The organism is Vibrio sp. 10N.222.49.C12, from assembly GCF_041475025.1.
Classification (GTDB): domain Bacteria; phylum Pseudomonadota; class Gammaproteobacteria; order Enterobacterales; family Vibrionaceae; genus Vibrio; species Vibrio crassostreae_C.
Map to the genome: position 1 here is coordinate 18955 of NZ_JBFRVF010000039.1, position 19720 is coordinate 38674.

Sequence of the window (19720 nt, forward strand, 5' to 3'; positions counted from 1 at the left end):
TTTCAATTTTAAACAGTTATTTATATTAAAAGTTACATGCAAAAACAAAACAAACAGCACAAGCCATTTCGATCTGTAGTCTAGATCATCGAATTACATGCGTCAGCATTTCAATATGCTGGTCATCTAACTGGGTTAACTTAACGGATAATGCCTTAAGTTCTGAGGTGTTCTCAATGTGAGTACCACCACACGGAATAGACACTAAAGTGTCGGCATCCAACTGCCATTCCCAATAGCGAGAGTCTGTTAATGCTTCGCCTTCCAGTCGCATTGCAACTGGCGTCGGCTCTGCAAACCAGCCCGCAATCATTTGGTTGATATCAGCTTCGATGTCATCAAGACTTGCTAGCATATCTGCAACGTTCAAACCACGCTTCTTCAGGGTTTTGCCTAAGCGATACTTATCGGTACACAGCTCTGGAGTCACAAAGCTCGTCACTTGTGCGTAGCTATTAAAGTCGTAACTGCCAAGCGGATCTTTTCTGTCCGCATCTTTACGCCAGTAGCTTTCAGCCAATACTTTATTCAAGGCTAGGAAAGCGATGTGACCAGCACTGTGACCACGGCTCAAACTGGCTTGGTACTCTTTATCAACCGACAACACGACTTCGTCGTTAACCTTAATCATAGAAGCAGATGTAGGTAGCTGGTGGACAACAACAAACGCCCACCCTTCCGTATCACGTTTAACAGGGATATCTGCTGCGATATGAAGCTTGCCAGTAGATTGTTCTATAGCACCAACAAGGCAGTCTTCAACGGGAAATTGCACGTCACCAACATTCACAAAGCCTTGGTCTGCAGGGTGATCGGGCCAAATATGACTCACTGGGTGGAAGGGTGTCACGTCGGTGATCAGGTAAGTTTTGCTGTCATCGCTTTCAACGTACTGCGCTTTAGCATTGAGCTGCCAAGCCTGATGACAAAATTGAGTGATGGTTGGTGTGATTGCTGACACAGGTGTAATCAAATCGCTAGTAGTCATATCGTTCTTCTTCTGGAATCTAGTCTGATTCGTTAAGCCATGATGATAAAAACGTATTGTTATGGCTTAACGTGAATTTTGCTTAAAAAAATACCCGAGACAGGCTCGGGTATCAAATCTATTGGAAAGGTTTACTTACGACCTTTAACCATGCTCATCATACGTTTACGTTTACGTTCTTGAGAAATTGTCAGCTTGTTAGTCTTAGCTTCAAATGGGTTCTCGCTGTTCTGGAATTGAATGCGAATAGGTGTACCCATGATTTCTAGTGAACGACGGTAGTAGTTCATCAAGAATCGTTTATATGAATCTGGCAAGTTACGAACTTGGTTGCCGTGGATAACGATAATCGGTGGGTTGTAGCCACCAGCGTGCGCGTATTTCAGTTTCACACGACGGCCACGAACCATAGGCGGTTGGTGATCATCAGTCGCCATCTTCATGATACGAGTTAGCACAGAAGTACCAACACGAGTAGTCGCTGACTTGTAAGCTTCTTGTACAGACTCAAACAAGTGACCAACACCTGTACCGTGAAGTGCAGAGATAAAGTGAATACGTGCGAAATCAACGAAGCCTAAGCGACGGTCTAGCTCTTTCTTAACGCGTTCTTTAACGTCGTTATCTAGGCCATCCCACTTGTTTACGGCAATAACAATTGAACGACCAGCGTTCAACGCAAAGCCTAGCAAGCTTAGATCTTGATCAGAGATGTTTTCGCGAGCATCGATAAGCAGCAATACAACGTTAGCATCTTCAATCGCTTTCAGTGTTTTAACCACTGAGAACTTCTCTACCGTTTCGTTGATGTTTTTACGACGACGAACACCCGCAGTATCGATTAGAACGTATTCACGCTCGTCACGCTGCATTGGGATGTAGATAGAGTCACGAGTCGTACCTGGCATATCGTAAACAACCACACGCTCTTCACCAAGAATACGGTTCGTTAGCGTTGATTTACCTACGTTAGGACGGCCAATGATCGCTAGTTTGATCGGTTGATCTTGAAGACGCTTGAATTCTGCTTCAGCTTCTTCTTCTGTCAATTCAACCTGCTCTTCTTCTTCGTCTTCAAACTCAGTTAAGTCGCTTACTTCGCCATTCTCAGCTTTTAGCGCTTCTGCGAATGGGTTAAGAGCAAGGTCAATAAGCGCAGTAACACCACGACCATGCGCCGCAGCGATTTGGTACATGTCTTCTACACCTAGTTGCCAGAAGTCAGCACTTGCAGCATCAGGGTCGATACCATCAACCTTGTTTACTACTAGCATTGAAGGCTTTTCTAGTTGACGTAGGTGCTTAGCAATCGCCACGTCTGAAGGTGTTAGACCCGCACGGCCATCTACCATAAATAGAACGACATCAGCTTCATCAATCGCCGCTAGCGACTGTTCAGCCATTTTAGTTTCAACACCTTCTTCAGTACCGTCGATACCGCCAGTGTCAATAACAATAAAGTCATGCTCGCTAAAATGAGCATGACCGTATTTACGGTCACGCGTTAAGCCAGGGAAATCCGCAACCAATGCATCACGAGTTCGAGTCAATCGGTTAAATAACGTAGATTTACCTACGTTCGGACGCCCTACTAGAGCAACAACAGGTACCATAACAACCTCTACAATTTCTTCTCTAAATGTAGTTATAGGTAAGCACTTGTTCGCAAGTTTAAACTCTTACCTATAACCACACGGTTTATTAATTTTTAACAACAAAACGGCTCCTGGCTGTTACCAACCAGGAGCCGACTGTGAATTATATCACGCTTTTATTGGCTAATCGTTAGTTTCTTTACATCGCCATTGCGAGTCGTCACTAAGTAGCCTTCAGGCAGTTCAATTGGTGCAACCGCAAAGCCGCTATCATCGACAAGCTGTTGAGCAACAAACTCACCCGATGAACGATCCAACCAGTGCAGATAACCTTCAGTATCACCCACGACTACATAACCATTAATAATAGCAGGTGCTGTCAGTAAGCGGTTTTCTAACAATGGAGTGCTCCACAGTTCAGTACCACTACGCGCATCAACCGCAACCACATGGTCTTTGTCGGTAACAACGAACAAACGGCTACCATCACTTGCTAAATCAATCGCTGATGAGTAGTTACGTTTCCAAATTGGCTTACCAGAACGAAGGTCGATAGCAATCAGCTGACCATTGATACCTACGGTATACAGGGTGCCACCAAGAACAATTGGAGATGCATCAACATCAACCAAACGATCAATTTCCGTTGCACCTTTTGGTGTGCCTACTGGCTGTTGCCAAATAAGCTGACCACGATCAACGATAGCCGCAGCTAGACGACCATTTGCTGTACCCCAGAATACACCACCAGAAACTGCAACAGGCGAGCTATCGCCACGCAGTGTTAGGCTTGGTACTTCCGTACTGATGGTCCATTTTTGTTCACCGCTTGCTTGATCTAACGCGATCAACATACCGCGACTGGTATGAACAATGACCATGTTGCTATCAGTTGCTGGGGATGCAAGCACCTCGCCATTGACTGATACACGCCACAGCTCTTCACCGGTCGATTCTTCCAGTGCGATCACTTCGCCATTTTCAGAACCAACAAAAACTTTACCGTAAGCCGCCGTTAAGCCACCCGATAAACGAGCCAATACGTCTTTCTCAAGATCGACTTTCCACAGCGCTTTACCTGTATCAGGATCAAGCGCTTTAACCATACCTTCACGGCTTGCAACAAACACTTTGTCGTAAGCCAATTCTGGCGTTAGTTTTGAAAAGTAGTGACCAACACCATCACCAACCGACGTAGACCATTCCTGACTAGGAGTGAACTCGCTGTTTACCGTTGGGACTGGAGCCATGATTACGGTGTCTTCTTCACCCGCACAGCCAGCTAGTAGGCCAAGAGCAATCGCACACAACGCCGCTTTTGGAAACATCTTCTTCATTCAAAGCGCCTTATTTAGCTAGGTCGTCAAGTTTGATTTGAAGCGTTTGGCTAGCGTCAACAGCTTGCTGTGCTTCTGTGTAAGCACTGTATGCTGCGTCTGTGTCGCCTTTACGAAGTGAGATATCACCACGCAGTTCAGCAACACGGCCTTTCCAAGATTCGTCTGTCATAGCAGCAAGATCAGTCAGTGCTGCGTCAAATTCACCTTGCTCAGCTTTAATACGTGCAATACGGTAAGTAAGTAGTGGCGCAAGTGCCGCGTCCTTAGTTGCCGATTTTGCCCACTCGAGCTGTTCAAGTGCCGCCGCTAGATCGCCTGCTTGTACTTGTACTTTTGCTAGTTGCATAGCAGCAAGTACTGAGTACTCAGCATCTTTGTTTGCGTCGATGAAAGCTTGAATATCAGATTGAGCATCAACACCCTTAACATCAAGAGCTGAAATTACAGAGGTGTAGCTTTCTGAAGCTGCTTCACGCGCTTCAACTACTGAATCTTGGTAATAGCGCCAGCCAAATAGACCACCTAAACCAATAACCGCACCAAAGATTACGGCTTTACCGTTCTCTTTCCACCAATCTTTAATGGCTTCAACTTGTTGCTCTTCGCTATCGTAAAGTTCCACTTCCTGTCCTCTTTAATTCTTTAAACGCCAGCATAGTGCTGACGTTAGTATTCATTATGAGCGTTTGCTCAATGGCTAATTAGATTAGCGCAGCAACTTTCTCTGCAACTTCCGTTTGAGACACGGTTTCTTGCTCGCCGCCAACCAGATCTTTTAGCACAACTGTATTGTCAGCAACTTCGTTCTCACCAAGTACCAGCGCCACAACAGCACCTACTTTGTCAGCACGTTTGAATTGCTTCTTGAAGTTACCACCACCGAAGTGGTTCATTACACGCACGCCTTCAACGGTGTCGCGTAATTGATTCGCTAACTGCATGCCCGCGATCATAGTACCTTCGCCAGCAGCAACTACGTATACATCAACACTACGACGAACTTCTGTTAGCTCTAGCGTTTCCATCATCAGAACCAGACGCTCTAGACCCATTGCGAAGCCAACTGCATTGGTTGCTTTGCCGCCTAGTTGCTCAACAAGACCATCGTAACGACCGCCGCCACATACTGTACCTTGAGCACCAAGGCTGTCTGTGATCCACTCAAATACAGTGCGGTTGTAGTAATCTAGGCCACGTACTAGACGCTCATTAACTTGGTATTCGATACCAACAGCGTCAAGAAGTTCACACAAACCAGCAAAATGTTGCTTCGATTCTTCACCTAGATATTCAGATAGTCGAGGTGCGTCACCTAAGATAGCTTGAACATCAGGGTTCTTAGTATCAAGTACACGTAGAGGGTTAGTGTGCATGCGACGTTTGCAGTCTTCGTCAAGCACATCAATGTGTTGCTCAAGGAAAGCCACTAACGCAGTGCGGTAGCTAACGCGATCTTCTTGAGAACCGATTGAGTTCAGCTCTAGGCGAACGTGCTTGTCGATGCCTAGCTCACGCCATAGACGTGCTGTCATCATGATAAGTTCTGCGTCAACGTCTGGACCGTCTAGGCCAAACACTTCAACACCACATTGGTGGAATTGACGGTAACGACCTTTTTGAGGACGCTCGTGACGGAACATAGGGCCCATGTACCATAGGCGCTGTTCATCACGGTTGATAAGGCTGTTTTGAATACATGAACGAACACAACCTGCTGTGCCTTCTGGACGCAGCGTTAGGCTATCGCCATTGCGGTCGTCAAAGGTGTACATCTCTTTAGAAACAACGTCTGTCTCTTCACCAACTGCACGGCTAAATAAGTTTGTTTCTTCAACGATAGGCATACGTACTTCGTTGTAACCGTATGCACTCACCACGTTTTTAACTGCGCTTTCTACTTTCTGCCACAGTGGTGATTGAGTTGGAAGGCAGTCGTTCATGCCTCGAATTGCTTGAATATTTTTAGCCACAGTATTTATTCCGTAATTTCTCACGACCAGGTGTTAGTGCGAATAGACAATCACACCCCATCGCGTTGTATTAATCTTCTAAGTTTTCTACATCAATGCGATTTGCTTTATCAAGCACTGACGCTTTTGCACGAATCTTAGCTTCAAGTTTGTCGACAAGGTCATCGTTGTCGAAGCGCTCTTTCTGACGCTTACCATCTTCGTAGAAGGCACTCTTACGTGCACTACCAGCTAAACCTAAGTGAGACACTTCAGCTTCACCAGGGCCGTTAACCACACAACCGATGATAGATACGTCCATTGGAGTGATCACGTCTTCTAGGCGCTCTTCAAGGGCATTAACGGTGTTAATAACATCGAACTCTTGACGAGAACAGCTCGGACACGCAATGAAGTTGATGCCACGCGAACGAATGCGCAAAGATTTAAGAATATCAAAGCCAACTTTGATCTCTTCAACCGGATCAGCCGCTAGCGATATACGCAGCGTATCGCCGATACCTTCAGAAAGAAGCATACCTAAACCTACCGCTGACTTCACAGAGCCTGCACGCGCACCACCCGCTTCGGTAATACCAAGGTGGAGAGGTTGATCAATCTGCTTAGCCAGCAAACGGTAAGAACCGACAGCAAGGAATACATCAGAAGCCTTCACGCTGACTTTGAATTGATCAAAGTTCAGACGGTCTAGGATATCTACATGACGCATTGCTGATTCAACAAGCGCTTCTGCTGTAGGTTCTGTGTATTTCTCTTGGATCTCTTTCTCAAGAGAACCGCCGTTAACACCAATACGAATCGGAATATTCATATCACGTGCACAATCAACAACTGAGCGGATACGGCTTTCGTTACCGATGTTACCTGGGTTGATACGCAGACAGTCAACGCCGTATTCCGCCACTTTAAGTGCGATACGGTAGTCGAAGTGAATATCAGCAACCAAAGGAACAGAGACCTGCTGCTTGATTAGCTTAAAGGCTTCAGCTGCATCCATAGTCGGTACAGATACGCGAACGATATCAGCGCCAACTTTTTCCAGAGCTCTAATTTGAGCAACGGTCGCGGCTACATCTGTTGTTCTTGTGTTGGTCATGGATTGCACAGCAATTGGTGCACCATCACCGATCGGCACATCACCCACATAAATACGGGTTGATTTGCGACGAATAATAGGAGATTCGTGTTGCATATTAACTCTAAGGTAAGGTTATTCTAGCTACTTTGCCTGAAGTATACCCAGAAAGGTCGACAGGTTCACTTGCAAATGTCATTGATACGCCTTCTGGCGCACCTAGAATCACTTTATATGGCGCAGTTCCTGATAGATTTAACGACTGACCTGCTTTTTTGATGCCAGTCGACAAGGTTTTACCCGTTGCATCTTTTACTTGGATCCAGCAATCAGCGGTGAACTGCATCACTAGCTCGTTAGCCACAGCTTCAGGAGCCGTGCTAGCTTCAACCGCTTCAGCATTAGCAGTAACTTCAGCAGTTGGTTCAGTCTCTGTTGCTTGCTGTGCAGGAGTTTCGTCAGCTGGAGTAACAGCACCTGAAGTATCTTCCGCATCGCTTATTGCAGCAAGGCCTTCAGTACCTTCAACAACAGAAGCACCCGCTTCGTTTTGTTCAGCTTCAATCACTTCTAAAGAGGTGGATTCAGGGGCAAGTGATTCTTCTACCGCTAGCTCTTCTGAGCTTTCAGTATTCGCTAAAGATTGAGATAGGGTGTCTTGTTGTTGGTTCTGCCACCACCAAAGTGAGGAGATACCCGCAATGACCGCAAAAATGCTCCAAGTAAGTATCATAATACGGCTGTTGTGCTTCTCGGTTTTGGTCTTACGAGAAAAACTCAGCATTTCTTGCTCTTGATGCTGAGCATCACCGGCATGATGCAGCGCACTCAATACGACTTTTTCGTCAAGATTGACGTATTTCGCGTATGAACGAATATAGCCACGCATAAACGTCGCCACTTGATCTGACTCGAATTGGTTTTCTTCAATTTGTTGGATCAGCGTAACGCGAAGTTTCAAGCGATCAGAAATCTGCTTTTGCGTTAAACCAAGAGATTCTCGTTTGTTCTTAAGCAGCGTTCCCGCTTCCAAAGCTGGAGCTACGTTTTCTTGCGCTTGTGTATCTTGTTCTGTGTTCATAGAGAGTGAACTTCTAAAGTATTATCGCAGGTTGAGGAGAGCGTTTTCTTATTGTCGTTTAAGCTCAATCTAACAACCCACGTTATGTGGAATTTTTCCTGCTATCTAAATCATCAACCCTTAAAGGCGAACATCATTCATTTGTTATGGATGACCTTCTCAGGAAGCTAGTTTATCAAGTAGCCAACCTAAATAGACATATTGATGATCAGTAGCAAGCGAGCACTTAAATTAATTTAAGATTAGTTAATCATAAGCTAATGCCATTACAAGGCAAAAACACTTTAAACAAAATTTACCGTCAGCTCATGGTTTTGTCCAAAATTTGACGAAAAATGTAAGAAAGCGTGGGCAAGAAGTCCAAAAAAACAAAAACTGTACCCCAGAAAAGCAACAAGCCAGAAGTAAGACTTCTGGCTTGTTTAGGTTCTAATCGCGTTTTATACCGCCTTTACTTCAATCACACCACCGGCAATCAAGTTCGCTTCAGAGGCTGCTTTGATCATTTTGGTACGTTTGGTTCTATCAATCACATCACCGACTAACTGACCACACGCGGCATCAATATCATCACCACGAGTCTTACGAACGGTTACTGTGTAGTTGTATTCCATCAGCGTTTTTTGGAAGCGATCAATACGAGAGTTGCTTGGCTTCTTATAAGGCGACCCCGGGTAAGGGTTGAATGGAATCAAGTTGATCTTACAAGGCGTCTCTTTCATTAGCTCAGCAAGTTCACGTGCGTGGTCCATATCATCATTCACATGATCCAATAACACGTACTCAACCGTTACTTTACCGCGGTTAGCATTTGAAGATGCAATGTAACGACGAACAGATGCTAGGAAGTCTTGGATATCCCAACGGTCGTTGATCGGCATGATTTGGCTACGTAGTGCATCGTTTGGCGCATGTAGAGAAATAGCCAATGCGACATCGATGTTGTCTGTCATTTGGTCAAGGCCAGAAACAACACCAGAAGTTGATACGGTTACACGACGCTTAGACAGTGCGAAACCTAGATCATCAAGCATGATTTCTAATGATGGCATTAGGTTCTTCATGTTCAATAGAGGCTCGCCCATACCCATCATTACAACGTTAGTAATTGGACGACGACCGGTTTCTTTTTCTAGGCCGATTTCGCGAGATGCACGCCAGATTTGGCCAACAATCTCTGAAACTTTTAGGTTACGGTTGAAGCCTTGTTGAGCTGTAGAACAGAACTTACATTCAAGTGCACAACCAACCTGTGAAGATACACATAGCGTCGCACGGTCACCATCTGGGATGTATACCGTTTCAACGTCTTGGTCGCCAACGCTCATCGCCCATTTAATTGTGCCATCTGAAGAGTGTTGAGCTTCAGAAACAACAGGTGCAACAATCTCACAGCGACGTTGAAGTTTCTCACGTAACTTTTTGTTGATGTTATTCATTTGTTCGAAGTCATCGACACCGAAGTGATAAATCCACTTCATCACTTGCTCTGCTCGAAACGCTTTCTCATTCAGTTCTTCTGTGAAAAATTTACGAAGACCTTTACGATCAAAATCGAGTAGATTGACTTTAGCTGTGGTCATGATGCCTCTCAATGACGGAACAATAATTAAGGGCGCGAATTGTACAGGCTTTACGCAACTTCAACAAGCATTGTAAAACCCTGTGTTTATTAAGACATTCAAACTTAAGCGATTAAAATTTGAACAGTTGTATTTATCTGCCTGATATTAGCCAATTTAAACAAAAGATTCCCGATTGCACTCCTTCTCCGTTTCGGGAATGACGACCAAATTGATTATCGAGAGCGTAAAATCCACTTACAAAAAAGGCCTCACCGAAGTGAAGCCTTTAGAATCATTTGCTGTGCCGATTATTGAGCTGGGCGTGGGCAAATTTCAGATTCTGGGAAAAAGAATTCGATTTCGCGAGCTGCAGACTCAGGGCTGTCGCTGCCGTGTACAGAGTTGTAACGCATGCTGATTGCGTAGTCAGCACGGATAGTGCCACATGCCGCTTCTTCTGGGTTTGTTTTACCCATAAGCTCACGGTAACGAGCGATAGCGTTTTCGCCTTCAAGCACTTGAACCATGATAGGACCAGAAGTCATAAACTCTTTAAGAGCTGGGAAGAACTCTTTACCTTCATGTTCAGCGTAGAAGCCACTCGCTTGCTCTTCAGTAAGACGAACCATTTTAGCAGCAATAATTTCTAGGCCTGCTTTTTCGATACGGTGGTAGATTTCACCAACAAGGTTACGCTTAACTGCATCCGGCTTAACAATTGAGAACGTTCTTTCTAGAGCCATAGGGATTCCTTCACTTCATTTTTTTGTTATTAAATACTGAAATTACTGAGATCTTTCGATCTGAGCTTTATGAATGAGCGGCACAAAATACCGCTCACCCTTATTATTATTTTGCTTGGTCGATAAGAAGACGAGCCAGTGTACGAACACCCATACCCGTTGCGCCTGCCGCCCACTTGTCACTTGCTGACTTACGGTAAGTACCCGCGCAATCCATGTGAATCCAGCCTTTTTTGTAGTCATCGACAAAGTAAGACAGGAACGCAGCAGCGGTACTTGCACCCGGTGTGTAATCACCAGAGCTAATGTTTGAAAGATCAGCAAAGTTTGAAGGCAACATACCACGGTGGAAATCAGCAAGAGGCAATGGCCATAGGCCCTCTTTCTCTTGGTTTGCCGCCGTTAGTGCTTGGTGAGATAACTCATCATCGAAGCTCAATAGCGCGTGGTAATCATTACCCAGTGCGTTTTTAGCCGCGCCGGTAAGCGTTGCACAGTCGATGATCAGCTCAGGGTTTTGTGCACTTGCGTACATCAAACCATCAGCAAGAACCAAGCGACCTTCCGCATCGGTATTCATGATCTCAACCGTCTTACCATTTTTGTAAGTAATGATGTCGCCAAGCTTCAATGCACGACCCGAGATCATGTTCTCTGCACAACATAGAATAAGCTTAATACGCTTGTTCAGGCCGCGTTCAATCGCTAGACCTAAACCACCAGTAATCGTTGCTGCGCCACCCATGTCAGCTTTCATCGCTGTCATGAATTGGCCTGGCTTGATACTGTAACCGCCCGAATCGAACGTAATACCTTTACCGACTAAACAGGCAAATACAGGTGCGTTTTCATCGCCTGTTGGGTTGAAGTCCAGTTGCAGCATTGCTGATGTACGCTCAGAGCCACGGCCGACCGCGTAGATGCCTTCCCAACCTTCGGTTAGTAGATCCTTGTCTTTAACGATCTTCGCTTTAACAGTGCCCGCTGGCGCCACTGACTTGATGTATTCTGCAGCCATTGTCGCAAGTTGACGAGGTGCCACTTCTTCAGCGGTTTTATTGATAATGTCACGCGTCCAGTCAGTTGCGCGAATACGAGCTTCAAGCTCAGTTTGATCGGCTTCTGAAAGTGCATCCCATTCCAATGCATTCTTTTTCTTTGGTCCACGGTAGCCTTGGTAGAAAGCCCAAACGCTTTCTAGATCCCAACCTTCACCACGAAGTGAAACGAATGCGATACCTTGTCCGTCAAGCGTACGACCCGCACGTTGAACTGCGCCTAGATCGTGGCCTTCACCAATGTGAATTGTCGCTCCCGCTTCTGAGAACGATAAAATAGCTCTTGCTCCCCACTGAGGCTGGGCAGCTTCTTGACTTAAAAATACTGACATCTGTGTAGACATGATTTCTCCTTGTCATGAACCACTGTGAGTGTGTGATTCTGATTATTTTTTATTAGCGCACTGATGTTAGCATTATGTAGGAGGAAAATGTCATTTTGATAAAAAAACGGACCATAAGGTCCGCTTTTTTTAGTAAGAATTGTTAACTTGGCTGCGTTTTATATTGGACTGATACCAACCCGCGACCAAATCATTAGACAAGAGGATTAATCCATCTCATCCATCCAGCACAAAATAATAGCCTCTAAGATTTTCTCATTCGAGTGGTTAGGCTCGTCGTCGAACTCTTCAAGGTCTAGCACCCATTGATGCAGATCGGTAAAACGTACCGTTTTAGGATCAGTATCAGGGTACAAATCACATAGCTCAATTGCGATGTCTCGCGAATCAATCCACTTCAAGCTCATAACACTTCCTTATATTTATTAGCGACGCTTGGTCACCTTTATGCTCTATATTCTAGGCCAGTTTTTTTAAACCGTTATCTCAGTCATGGCGAAACCACCATGACTGTAGAGAAGTTCTTAGTGATCTTCAGACGCTAGGTTCAACGTGTACTTTGGAATCTCTACAACAAGATCCGTATCAGCCACTTTAGCTTGGCAACCCAAGCGAGATTCCATCTCTAAGCCCCATGCTTTATCTAGCATGTCGTCTTCTAGATCATCACTCTCTTCTAAAGAATCAAAACCTTCACGAATCACAACGTGACATGTTGTACATGCGCACGATTTCTCACATGCGTGTTCAATACCAATACCGGCCTTCAGTGCAACATCAAGAACCGTCTCACCAGTTTTTGCTTCTAAAACAGCGCCTTCTGGACATAGATCTTCGTGAGGTAAAACAATAATCTTTGGCATGTTTATCTATTCTCTAACTATTAAATATTATCGACTGACTGACCTGACAGTGCAGCACGAATTGATTTATCCATACGACGAGAAGCAAAGTCTTGGCTCGCTTTGTCGGTATTCTTAATTTCTAGTTCAATAGCATCAGCGTTGTCGCCATTACGCACTTCAATCAGTGCTTCAATCGCTTGAACAAGTTGTTGTTTGCCTTGCTCATCAAGTAGCTCGTCACCGTCGGCTTGCATTGCAGCGATAAGGCCTTCGATAACGCGATCCGCTTCTACGCGTTGCTCAGCAAGAGCACGCGCTTGCATGTCTTCTTTTGCAAACGTCATCGAATCTTTCAGCATGCTAGCCACTTCGTTGTCGCTTAGACCGTAAGAAGGCTTAACTTGGATTTCAGCTTGAACGCCAGTGCTCTTCTCCATTGCGGTAACCGATAGCAGGCCATCAGCATCCACTTGGTAAGTAACACGAATATGAGCAGCACCTGCAGTCATCGGCGGGATGCCTTTCAGAGCAAATCGAGCCAGTGAACGACAGTCATCAACCATCTCACGCTCGCCTTGCACGGTGTGTACTGTCATTGCAGTTTGACCGTCTTTGAACGTGGTAAACTCTTGTGCACGAGCAACTGGGATCGTGGTATTACGAGGGATGATCTTTTCGACTAAGCCACCCATGGTTTCGATACCCAGTGACAGAGGGATAACATCCAATAGCAGCATCTCAGAGTCAGGCTTGTTGCCAACTAAGATATCCGCTTGAATCGATGCGCCAATCGCAACCACTTCATCAGGGTTAATACTGGTTAATGGAGTACGACCAAAGAAGCCACCGACCATTTCACGAACAAGTAAGGTACGAGTTGAACCACCTACCATCACGACTTCTAGTACTTCATCCGCGTCAACTTCCGCATCTTTCAGTGCTCGGCGGCACGAAAGCAGCGTTTTCTTAACTAGTGGCTTGATGATCTCTTCGAACTCTTCACGAGTTAAAGAGCCAGCCCAACCTAGTGCTTCAACATTAACGCTTTCAGCTTCAGATAAGCCAATCTTCGCTTCTGTTGCTGCGTCTAGAAGAATACGGTTCTGTTCTGCTGTCAGCTCTAACAAGCCCATTTGCTCTTGGAAATGATCCGCAATTAAATGGTCAAAGTCATCGCCGCCTAATGCAGAGTCACCACCGGTTGCTAAAACTTCGAAGACACCTTTAGACAGGCGTAGGATAGAGATATCAAACGTACCACCGCCTAAGTCATAAACAGCGATTACCCCTTCTTTGCCTGAATCCAAGCCATAAGCAATCGCGGCTGCAGTGGGTTCATTAAGAAGACGTAACACATGAAGACCAGCAAGTTGCGCTGCGTCTTTGGTACCTGCACGTTGTGCATCATCAAAGTACGCAGGGACGGTAATCACGGCACCAGCCAATTCACCACCTAACGTCGACTCAGCACGTTGACCGAGTGCACGAAGAATATCTGCAGATACTTGAATTGGGTTCTTATTTCCTTGCGCTGTGTTAATCACAGGCAGGCCATTATCACTTTCTTCAAACTGATATGGCAGAGATGGGTATCGCTGTTGAATATCTGACAGTGAACGACCGATTAATCGCTTAACTGAGATAATGGTATTTTTAGGATCAGTTTGTGCATTTACACGCGCTTCATCACCAGTGGTGTACGACTCTGACTGATAGTGAACAACGGAAGGGAGAATACTGCGACCTTGTTGATCAACAAGCGTGCTTGCCTCACCACTGCGCACTGACGCAACCAATGAGTTTGTTGTACCTAAATCAATACCCACTGCAAGCTTGTGCTGGTGAGGAGCGGCGCTTTGCCCTGGTTCTGCAATCTGAAGTAGTGCCATGGATGTGTCCTTGTTATACGAACTAGCCGATCAAACGATCTTCAACTAACTCGATTTCATTCTTTAATTTTGCAATAAACTTAAGCTTTCTTACTCGGTCTGCAGCTTCTAACCAAGCTTCGCTGTCGAGTTCTTGTTGGATAGCGCTTAATTGTTGTTTATACATTTTGCTAACCTTTCCTTCAAATGCAAACAAAGCATCTTCAGGATCAGAACTGTCGGCGATATCTTCCAGCTCTTCACGCAATTCCATTTGCTCCATCAGGAACATAGGATCTTGCATAGTCTGCTGCTCACCACGAATATCCTCACCATGTTGAACTAACAGGTATTCAGCGCGGCTGACTGGATTTTTCAACACCTGGTACGCATCATTGATTTGCGCAGCTTTTTGCACAGCCAGCAAGCGATCTCGCTCAGAAGCCGTGGCAAATTTATCAGGGTGGAATTGGCGTTGCAGATCTCTAAACTGAGAAGAAAGAAGGCTACCATCCAGTTGAAACTGAAGTGGTAGCCCAAATAATTCGAAATGATTCATGTAACGGTGGTCCTAAGTTTAGGCTCTTTACTTAGAGCCTAATTTTATTCTTCGCTCATTATAAACGCTCAACGATTGAGGCGTTTATACATTGAAGCTCTCACCACAACCACATTCGCCTTTCGCGTTAGGGTTGTTGAATTCAAAACCTTCGTTTAGGCCTTCTTTTACGTAATCAAGCTCAGTACCGTCTAGGTAAACTAGGCTCTTTGGATCAATGATGACCTTAACACCTGAATGCTCGAACACTTCGTCTTCTTCGTTGAGCTCGTCAACGAATTCCAGTACATACGCCATACCCGAACAGCCAGTAGTTTTTACCGCTAAGCGCAACCCGATACCTTTACCTCGGTTATCTAGGAAAGCTTGAACTCGGCTTGCTGCCGTATCTGTCATGGTGATGGCCATACTACAACCTTGTGTTTTATATAAATTGAGAACTCAGGGGGAGCACAAAGGGTGCTCCCAAATATTACTTTTTTGAAGTGATTACGTTGTAGAAACGATTAGTGCTTCTTTTTGTAATCCGCAACCGCTGCTTTGATTGCATCTTCAGCAAGAATTGAACAGTGAACTTTCACTGGTGGCAACTCTAGCTCTTCTGCGATTTCAGAGTTTTTAATAGCAGCTGCTTCATCAATACTTTTACCTTTAACCCACTCAGTGACTAATGAGCTAGAAGCGATTGCGCTACCGCAACCGTAAGTCTTGAATTTTGCGTCTTCAATAATACCTTCTGCAGATACTTTGATTTGCAGTTTCATTACGTCACCACAAGCTGGTGCGCCAACCATGCCGCTACCTACACTTGGATCTTCTTTATCAAACGAACCTACGTTACGTGGGTTTTCGTAGTGATCAATTACTTTTTCGCTATATGCCATGATAGTTACCTCGAATCCTCTATTTCCGTGAGATTAGTGATGAGCCCACTCAACAGTGTTCAAATCAATCCCTTCTTTATACATATCCCATAGAGGAGACATGTCGCGTAATTTATTTACTGCTACACGGATTTGTGCAATCGCGTAGTCGATTTCTTCTTCCGTAGTGAAACGGCCGAATGAAAAACGTACTGAGCTGTGTGCCAGTTCATCGTTTAAGCCAAGAGCGCGTAAAACGTATGAAGGCTCAAGACTCGCTGATGTACATGCAGAACCTGATGATACCGCTAAGTCTTTTAAAGACATAAGCAGAGATTCACCTTCAACGAAAGCAAAGCTCACGTTTAGGTTATGTGGTACACGTTGATCTAAGTCGCCATTTACCGTTACTGCTTCTAGATCTTGAACCCCTTTCAATAGACGCTCGCGAAGTGCTAGTGCGTGGTCATAATCTTTCTGCATGTCTTGTTTAGCGACAGCAAAAGCTTCACCCATACCCACGATTTGGTGAGTAGCAAGCGTACCAGAACGGAAACCACGTTCGTGACCTCCACCGTGCATCTGTGCTTCAAGACGAATACGTGGCTTACGACGAACGTACAAAGCACCAATGCCTTTAGGGCCGTATGCTTTGTGTGCAGAAAGAGAGATAAGGTCAACTTTCATCTCTTTTACATCTAGTGGGATTTTACCCGCAGACTGAGCCGCATCAACGTGGAAGATGATCTTGCGTGAACGACATAATTCGCCGATTGCAGAGATATCTTGGATTACACCAATCTCGTTGTTTACGTGCATGATAGAAACAAGAACCGTATCTTCACGCATTGCTGCTTGTAGCTTGTCTAAATCAATGATGCCGTTTGCTTCAGGCTCAAGGTAAGTCACCTCAAAACCTTCACGCTCTAGTTGGCGACATGGATCAAGAACCGCTTTATGTTCTGTTTTACACGTGATTACGTGCTTACCTTTCTTCTCGTAAAAGTGCGCTGCACCTTTGATAGCAAGGTTGTCTGACTCTGTAGCACCTGACGTGAAAACAATCTCACGTGGGTCTGCATTTAGTAGATCGGCAATTTGCTCACGAGCATTATCTACTGATTCTTCTGCCTGCCAGCCGTAACGGTGTGAACGAGATGCAGGGTTACCGAAGTTACCGTCCATCGTCATGCACTGAACCATTTTTTCAGCAACACGTGGATCGACTGGGCATGTAGCTGAATAGTCAAAGTAAATAGGCAGTTTCATTTTCTACTCCAATGTAAAAACTGACCGCTAAGAGCGGGCATTAACACCGTGAGGTGCTGCACTAATCGTTGTAGTGCTCGTATTTTTATGTGCAAAACCATTATTAACCGCAAGATCGATATCTTGACGATCAGAAATCTCTAAAACTTCGTTATCTTTCATTAGCTCACCGAGCGTAATGTCATTTAAGAAGCTGCTGATTCGGGAGCTTAAATCACGCCAAAGAGTGTGAGTTAAACAACGACTACCACCTTGGCAATCTGCTCGACCGTGACACTTAGTTGCATCAACTGATTCGTCTACTGCAGCAATTACAGTTCCGACAGCGATGTCGCTCGCTTCAGCACCTAAACGGTAACCACCGCCAGGACCACGAACACTAGCAACTAAGCCAGCTTTACGTAACTTAGAAAATAGCTGTTCTAAGTAAGATAATGAGATGCCCTGTCGCTCTGAAATATCAGCCAGAGGAACTGGGCTTTTTTGCGAATGCAGTGCTACATCTAGCATAGCTGTTACCGCATATCTTCCTTTAGATGTAAGTTTCATATCACACCGAATCCACATTGTTTATGTGGTTGGAATCTTCCCATACCTGACTAAATTGGTCAAGTATTTAGTTGACTATTTTAGTCAAGTATTCACCCTTAGGGTTTGTGTGGTTTTTATTTGTCGTTTTTGCTCTTCTCAATTGAAGTCAAAATGCCGCGTAGAGTGTTGATCTCTTGCAACTCTGGACGAGCTCGACTGAACAGACGACGTAGTTTATTCATCACCTGACCTGGCTTATCCTTAGAGATAAATTGGGTATCAATGATCACTTTTTCAAGGTGCTCATAGAACATTTCTAGTTCTTCGTGACGAGGGTACTCATCTTGTTGCTGTGGCTGATATTGGCTAGCGACCATATCAAGGTGAGCTACACGCACTTCGTAGCTCAGAGTCTGCACTGCCATTGCTAGGTTTAGCGAGCTGTATTCAGGGTTAGCTGGGATACATACATGGAAGTGGCACTTCTGAAGCTCATCGTTAGTCAAGCCAGTACGTTCACGGCCGAACACTAATGCGACTGGGTGCTTTTGACCTTCAATCGCAAACTTTTGTCCACACTCACGAGGCTCAAGCATTGGCCATTCAAGCGTACGTGAACGTGCACTCGAACCAACCACCAAACCACAGTCTTTTACGGCTTCGTCTAATGTAGAAACGATGGTCGCGTTTTCTGCGATGTCACCTGCACCCGCAGCCAGTGCTAAGGTCTGCTCGTCAACTTCACATTGAGGGCCTACAAGAACTAATTGACTCAAACCCATCACTTTCATTGCGCGAGCTGCTGATCCGATATTTCCCGAATGAGACGTACCAACCAGAACGACTTTTACATTGTCTAACATGCTATATGACACCACTTTAAAAATAATCGCGAGATATTAACACATAGCAAAGTAAAATGGTCAGACCCTTCGCGTAATGTGAAACCAAGAGTTCAAAAAATAACCACTTCCCTTTTGGTAAAACTTTGGTATACTCGCCGCCGCTTTAAATTGTTCTTTAACATCTTGTGGGAAAAACCATATGCATCCAATGCTAAACATTGCGATACGCGCTGCGCGTAAAGCTGGCAACCATATTGCTAAATCTCTAGAAACAACTGATAAGATCGAATCGTCTCTAAAAGGTAACAACGATTACGTTACTAACATTGCTCAAGAAGCTGAGTACATGATCATTGAGACAATCAAAGCATCTTACCCAGAGCACAGCATTATTTCTGAAGAGAAAGGCCTGACTGAAGGTAAAGACTCTGATGTACAATGGATCGTTGACCCACTGGATGGCACCAACAACTTTGTAAAAGGTTTCCCTCACTTCTCTGTATCTATCGCTGTTCGCATGAACGGTCGTACAGAAGTTGCTTGTGTTTATGACCCAATGCTAAACGAGCTATTCACAGCTCAACGTGGCGCTGGCGCTCAACTTAACAACGCTCGTATGCGTGTTACTCAACTAAAAGACCTTCAAGGTACTGTTCTAGCGACTGGTTTCCCATTCAAGCAAAAACAACACTCTGAATCTTTCATGAAGATCATCTCTGGTCTATTCATCGACTGTGCTGATTTCCGTCGTACAGGTTCTCCTGCTCTTGACCTATGTTACCTAGCAGCTGGCCGTGTTGATGGTTACCTAGAACTTGGCCTTAAGCCATGGGATCTAGCAGCTGGCGATCTAATCGCTCGTGAAGCTGGTGCTATCATGACTGACTTTGCTGGCGGTACTGATTACATGACTTCTGGTAATGTTGTTGCTTCAAGCGCACGTGGTGTTAAGTCTATTCTTAAGCACGTTCGTGAGAACGCTAACGAAGGTATGCTGAAGTAATTCAGACCTTACGTTAACGCTCCCTATTTTAAGGGCGCATAAAAATTCCAAAGCCTCGCTATATAGCTATAGCGAGGCTTTTTTGTATCTGCGATACGAGATACGAGATACGAGATACGAGATACGAGATACGAGATACGAGATACGAGACATTTTTGAAAATTGGAGCAGATAAGAC

20 protein-coding genes are annotated in these 19720 nt (G+C 45.0%); 1 reads left to right on the forward strand and 19 read right to left on the reverse strand.

The window, feature by feature from the left end:
• Positions 1-85: 85 nt before the first annotated feature.
• The 19 genes from AB4583_RS13410 to trmJ form a co-directional block, all read right to left on the reverse strand.
• Positions 86-988, reverse strand: a complete 903-nt coding sequence (locus tag AB4583_RS13410; protein ID WP_372117712.1) for an alanyl-tRNA editing protein — start codon at positions 986-988, stop codon at positions 86-88.
• Between the two features lie 131 nt (positions 989-1119).
• Positions 1120-2601 (reverse strand): ribosome biogenesis GTPase Der, encoded by a 1482-nt coding sequence (gene der, locus AB4583_RS13415; RefSeq protein WP_372117714.1) that lies wholly within the window; start codon positions 2599-2601, stop codon positions 1120-1122.
• A gap of 158 nt (positions 2602-2759) precedes the next feature.
• Positions 2760-3920 (reverse strand): outer membrane protein assembly factor BamB, encoded by a 1161-nt coding sequence (gene bamB, locus AB4583_RS13420; protein WP_017062512.1) that lies wholly within the window; start codon positions 3918-3920, stop codon positions 2760-2762.
• Between the two features lie 10 nt (positions 3921-3930).
• On the reverse strand, positions 3931-4545 hold the full coding sequence (locus AB4583_RS13425; RefSeq protein ID WP_102320710.1) for a YfgM family protein: 615 nt from the start codon (positions 4543-4545) through the stop codon (positions 3931-3933).
• A gap of 79 nt (positions 4546-4624) precedes the next feature.
• A complete protein-coding gene (gene hisS / locus AB4583_RS13430; RefSeq protein ID WP_017062514.1) occupies positions 4625-5893 on the reverse strand; it encodes a histidine--tRNA ligase in 1269 nt (422 codons plus the stop codon).
• Between the two features lie 70 nt (positions 5894-5963).
• The gene (ispG, locus tag AB4583_RS13435; protein WP_009848294.1) at positions 5964-7085 is read right to left on the reverse strand and encodes a flavodoxin-dependent (E)-4-hydroxy-3-methylbut-2-enyl-diphosphate synthase; all 1122 of its coding nucleotides are present in this window, start codon (positions 7083-7085) and stop codon (positions 5964-5966) included.
• A 7-nt stretch (positions 7086-7092) separates the two neighbouring features.
• Positions 7093-8049 carry a cytoskeleton protein RodZ gene (gene rodZ / locus AB4583_RS13440; protein WP_372117719.1) on the reverse strand — a complete coding sequence of 319 codons (957 nt, stop codon included), beginning with the start codon at positions 8047-8049 and terminating at the stop codon, positions 7093-7095.
• Positions 8050-8489: 440 nt separating this feature from the next.
• Complete coding sequence (locus tag AB4583_RS13445; RefSeq protein ID WP_019822113.1) at positions 8490-9632, reverse strand: bifunctional tRNA (adenosine(37)-C2)-methyltransferase TrmG/ribosomal RNA large subunit methyltransferase RlmN; 1143 nt, start codon at positions 9630-9632, stop codon at positions 8490-8492.
• Positions 9633-9922: 290 nt separating this feature from the next.
• The gene (gene ndk, locus AB4583_RS13450; RefSeq protein ID WP_016797173.1) at positions 9923-10357 is read right to left on the reverse strand and encodes a nucleoside-diphosphate kinase; all 435 of its coding nucleotides are present in this window, start codon (positions 10355-10357) and stop codon (positions 9923-9925) included.
• 106 nt (positions 10358-10463) lie between these two features.
• Positions 10464-11759, reverse strand: coding sequence for an aminopeptidase PepB (pepB, locus tag AB4583_RS13455; RefSeq protein ID WP_017069312.1), 1296 nt, complete (start codon positions 11757-11759; stop codon positions 10464-10466).
• Between the two features lie 206 nt (positions 11760-11965).
• Entirely contained in the window at positions 11966-12166 is a 201-nt protein-coding gene (iscX, locus tag AB4583_RS13460; RefSeq protein ID WP_004740335.1) for a Fe-S cluster assembly protein IscX, read from the reverse strand.
• A 117-nt stretch (positions 12167-12283) separates the two neighbouring features.
• Positions 12284-12622: an ISC system 2Fe-2S type ferredoxin gene (gene fdx, locus AB4583_RS13465; protein WP_010440525.1), complete on the reverse strand. Its 339-nt coding sequence runs from the start codon at positions 12620-12622 to the stop codon at positions 12284-12286.
• Between the two features lie 20 nt (positions 12623-12642).
• Positions 12643-14493 (reverse strand): Fe-S protein assembly chaperone HscA, encoded by a 1851-nt coding sequence (hscA, locus tag AB4583_RS13470; RefSeq protein ID WP_372117724.1) that lies wholly within the window; start codon positions 14491-14493, stop codon positions 12643-12645.
• 22 nt (positions 14494-14515) lie between these two features.
• Positions 14516-15031: a co-chaperone HscB gene (gene hscB, locus AB4583_RS13475; RefSeq protein WP_010440522.1), complete on the reverse strand. Its 516-nt coding sequence runs from the start codon at positions 15029-15031 to the stop codon at positions 14516-14518.
• Positions 15032-15115: 84 nt separating this feature from the next.
• On the reverse strand, positions 15116-15439 hold the full coding sequence (gene iscA, locus AB4583_RS13480; protein WP_010440519.1) for an iron-sulfur cluster assembly protein IscA: 324 nt from the start codon (positions 15437-15439) through the stop codon (positions 15116-15118).
• A gap of 98 nt (positions 15440-15537) precedes the next feature.
• Positions 15538-15915, reverse strand: coding sequence for a Fe-S cluster assembly scaffold IscU (gene iscU / locus AB4583_RS13485; RefSeq protein WP_004735094.1), 378 nt, complete (start codon positions 15913-15915; stop codon positions 15538-15540).
• Between the two features lie 33 nt (positions 15916-15948).
• The gene (locus AB4583_RS13490) at positions 15949-17163 is read right to left on the reverse strand and encodes an IscS subfamily cysteine desulfurase (RefSeq protein ID WP_010440514.1); all 1215 of its coding nucleotides are present in this window, start codon (positions 17161-17163) and stop codon (positions 15949-15951) included.
• A gap of 27 nt (positions 17164-17190) precedes the next feature.
• The gene (gene iscR, locus AB4583_RS13495; RefSeq protein WP_010440512.1) at positions 17191-17712 is read right to left on the reverse strand and encodes a Fe-S cluster assembly transcriptional regulator IscR; all 522 of its coding nucleotides are present in this window, start codon (positions 17710-17712) and stop codon (positions 17191-17193) included.
• 116 nt (positions 17713-17828) lie between these two features.
• The gene (gene trmJ / locus AB4583_RS13500; protein WP_372117727.1) at positions 17829-18557 is read right to left on the reverse strand and encodes a tRNA (cytosine(32)/uridine(32)-2'-O)-methyltransferase TrmJ; all 729 of its coding nucleotides are present in this window, start codon (positions 18555-18557) and stop codon (positions 17829-17831) included.
• Between the two features lie 181 nt (positions 18558-18738).
• On the opposite strand from trmJ, the gene suhB reads away from it, so the two are divergent.
• Positions 18739-19542: an inositol-1-monophosphatase gene (gene suhB, locus AB4583_RS13505; protein ID WP_017062836.1), complete on the forward strand. Its 804-nt coding sequence runs from the start codon at positions 18739-18741 to the stop codon at positions 19540-19542.
• Positions 19543-19720: the final 178 nt, after the last annotated feature.

Bases quoted from the DNA above. Each gene is read 5' to 3' on its own strand.
- AB4583_RS13410 (WP_372117712.1), bottom strand. From the start codon at position 988: ATGACTACTAGCGATTTGATTACACCTGTGTCAGCAATCACACCAACC.
- der (WP_372117714.1), bottom strand. From the start codon at position 2,601: ATGGTACCTGTTGTTGCTCTAGTAGGGCGTCCGAACGTAGGTAAATCT.
- bamB (WP_017062512.1), bottom strand. From the start codon at position 3,920: ATGAAGAAGATGTTTCCAAAAGCGGCGTTGTGTGCGATTGCTCTTGGC.
- ispG (WP_009848294.1), bottom strand. From the start codon at position 7,085: ATGCAACACGAATCTCCTATTATTCGTCGCAAATCAACCCGTATTTAT.
- rodZ (WP_372117719.1), bottom strand. From the start codon at position 8,049: ATGAACACAGAACAAGATACACAAGCGCAAGAAAACGTAGCTCCAGCT.
- AB4583_RS13445 (WP_019822113.1), bottom strand. From the start codon at position 9,632: ATGACCACAGCTAAAGTCAATCTACTCGATTTTGATCGTAAAGGTCTT.
- ndk (WP_016797173.1), bottom strand. From the start codon at position 10,357: ATGGCTCTAGAAAGAACGTTCTCAATTGTTAAGCCGGATGCAGTTAAG.
- pepB (WP_017069312.1), bottom strand. From the start codon at position 11,759: ATGTCTACACAGATGTCAGTATTTTTAAGTCAAGAAGCTGCCCAGCCT.
- iscX (WP_004740335.1), bottom strand. From the start codon at position 12,166: ATGAGCTTGAAGTGGATTGATTCGCGAGACATCGCAATTGAGCTATGT.
- fdx (WP_010440525.1), bottom strand. From the start codon at position 12,622: ATGCCAAAGATTATTGTTTTACCTCACGAAGATCTATGTCCAGAAGGC.
- hscA (WP_372117724.1), bottom strand. From the start codon at position 14,493: ATGGCACTACTTCAGATTGCAGAACCAGGGCAAAGCGCCGCTCCTCAC.
- hscB (WP_010440522.1), bottom strand. From the start codon at position 15,031: ATGAATCATTTCGAATTATTTGGGCTACCACTTCAGTTTCAACTGGAT.
- iscA (WP_010440519.1), bottom strand. From the start codon at position 15,439: ATGGCCATCACCATGACAGATACGGCAGCAAGCCGAGTTCAAGCTTTC.
- iscU (WP_004735094.1), bottom strand. From the start codon at position 15,915: ATGGCATATAGCGAAAAAGTAATTGATCACTACGAAAACCCACGTAAC.
- AB4583_RS13490 (WP_010440514.1), bottom strand. From the start codon at position 17,163: ATGAAACTGCCTATTTACTTTGACTATTCAGCTACATGCCCAGTCGAT.
- iscR (WP_010440512.1), bottom strand. From the start codon at position 17,712: ATGAAACTTACATCTAAAGGAAGATATGCGGTAACAGCTATGCTAGAT.
- trmJ (WP_372117727.1), bottom strand. From the start codon at position 18,557: ATGTTAGACAATGTAAAAGTCGTTCTGGTTGGTACGTCTCATTCGGGA.
- suhB (WP_017062836.1), top strand. From the start codon at position 18,739: ATGCATCCAATGCTAAACATTGCGATACGCGCTGCGCGTAAAGCTGGC.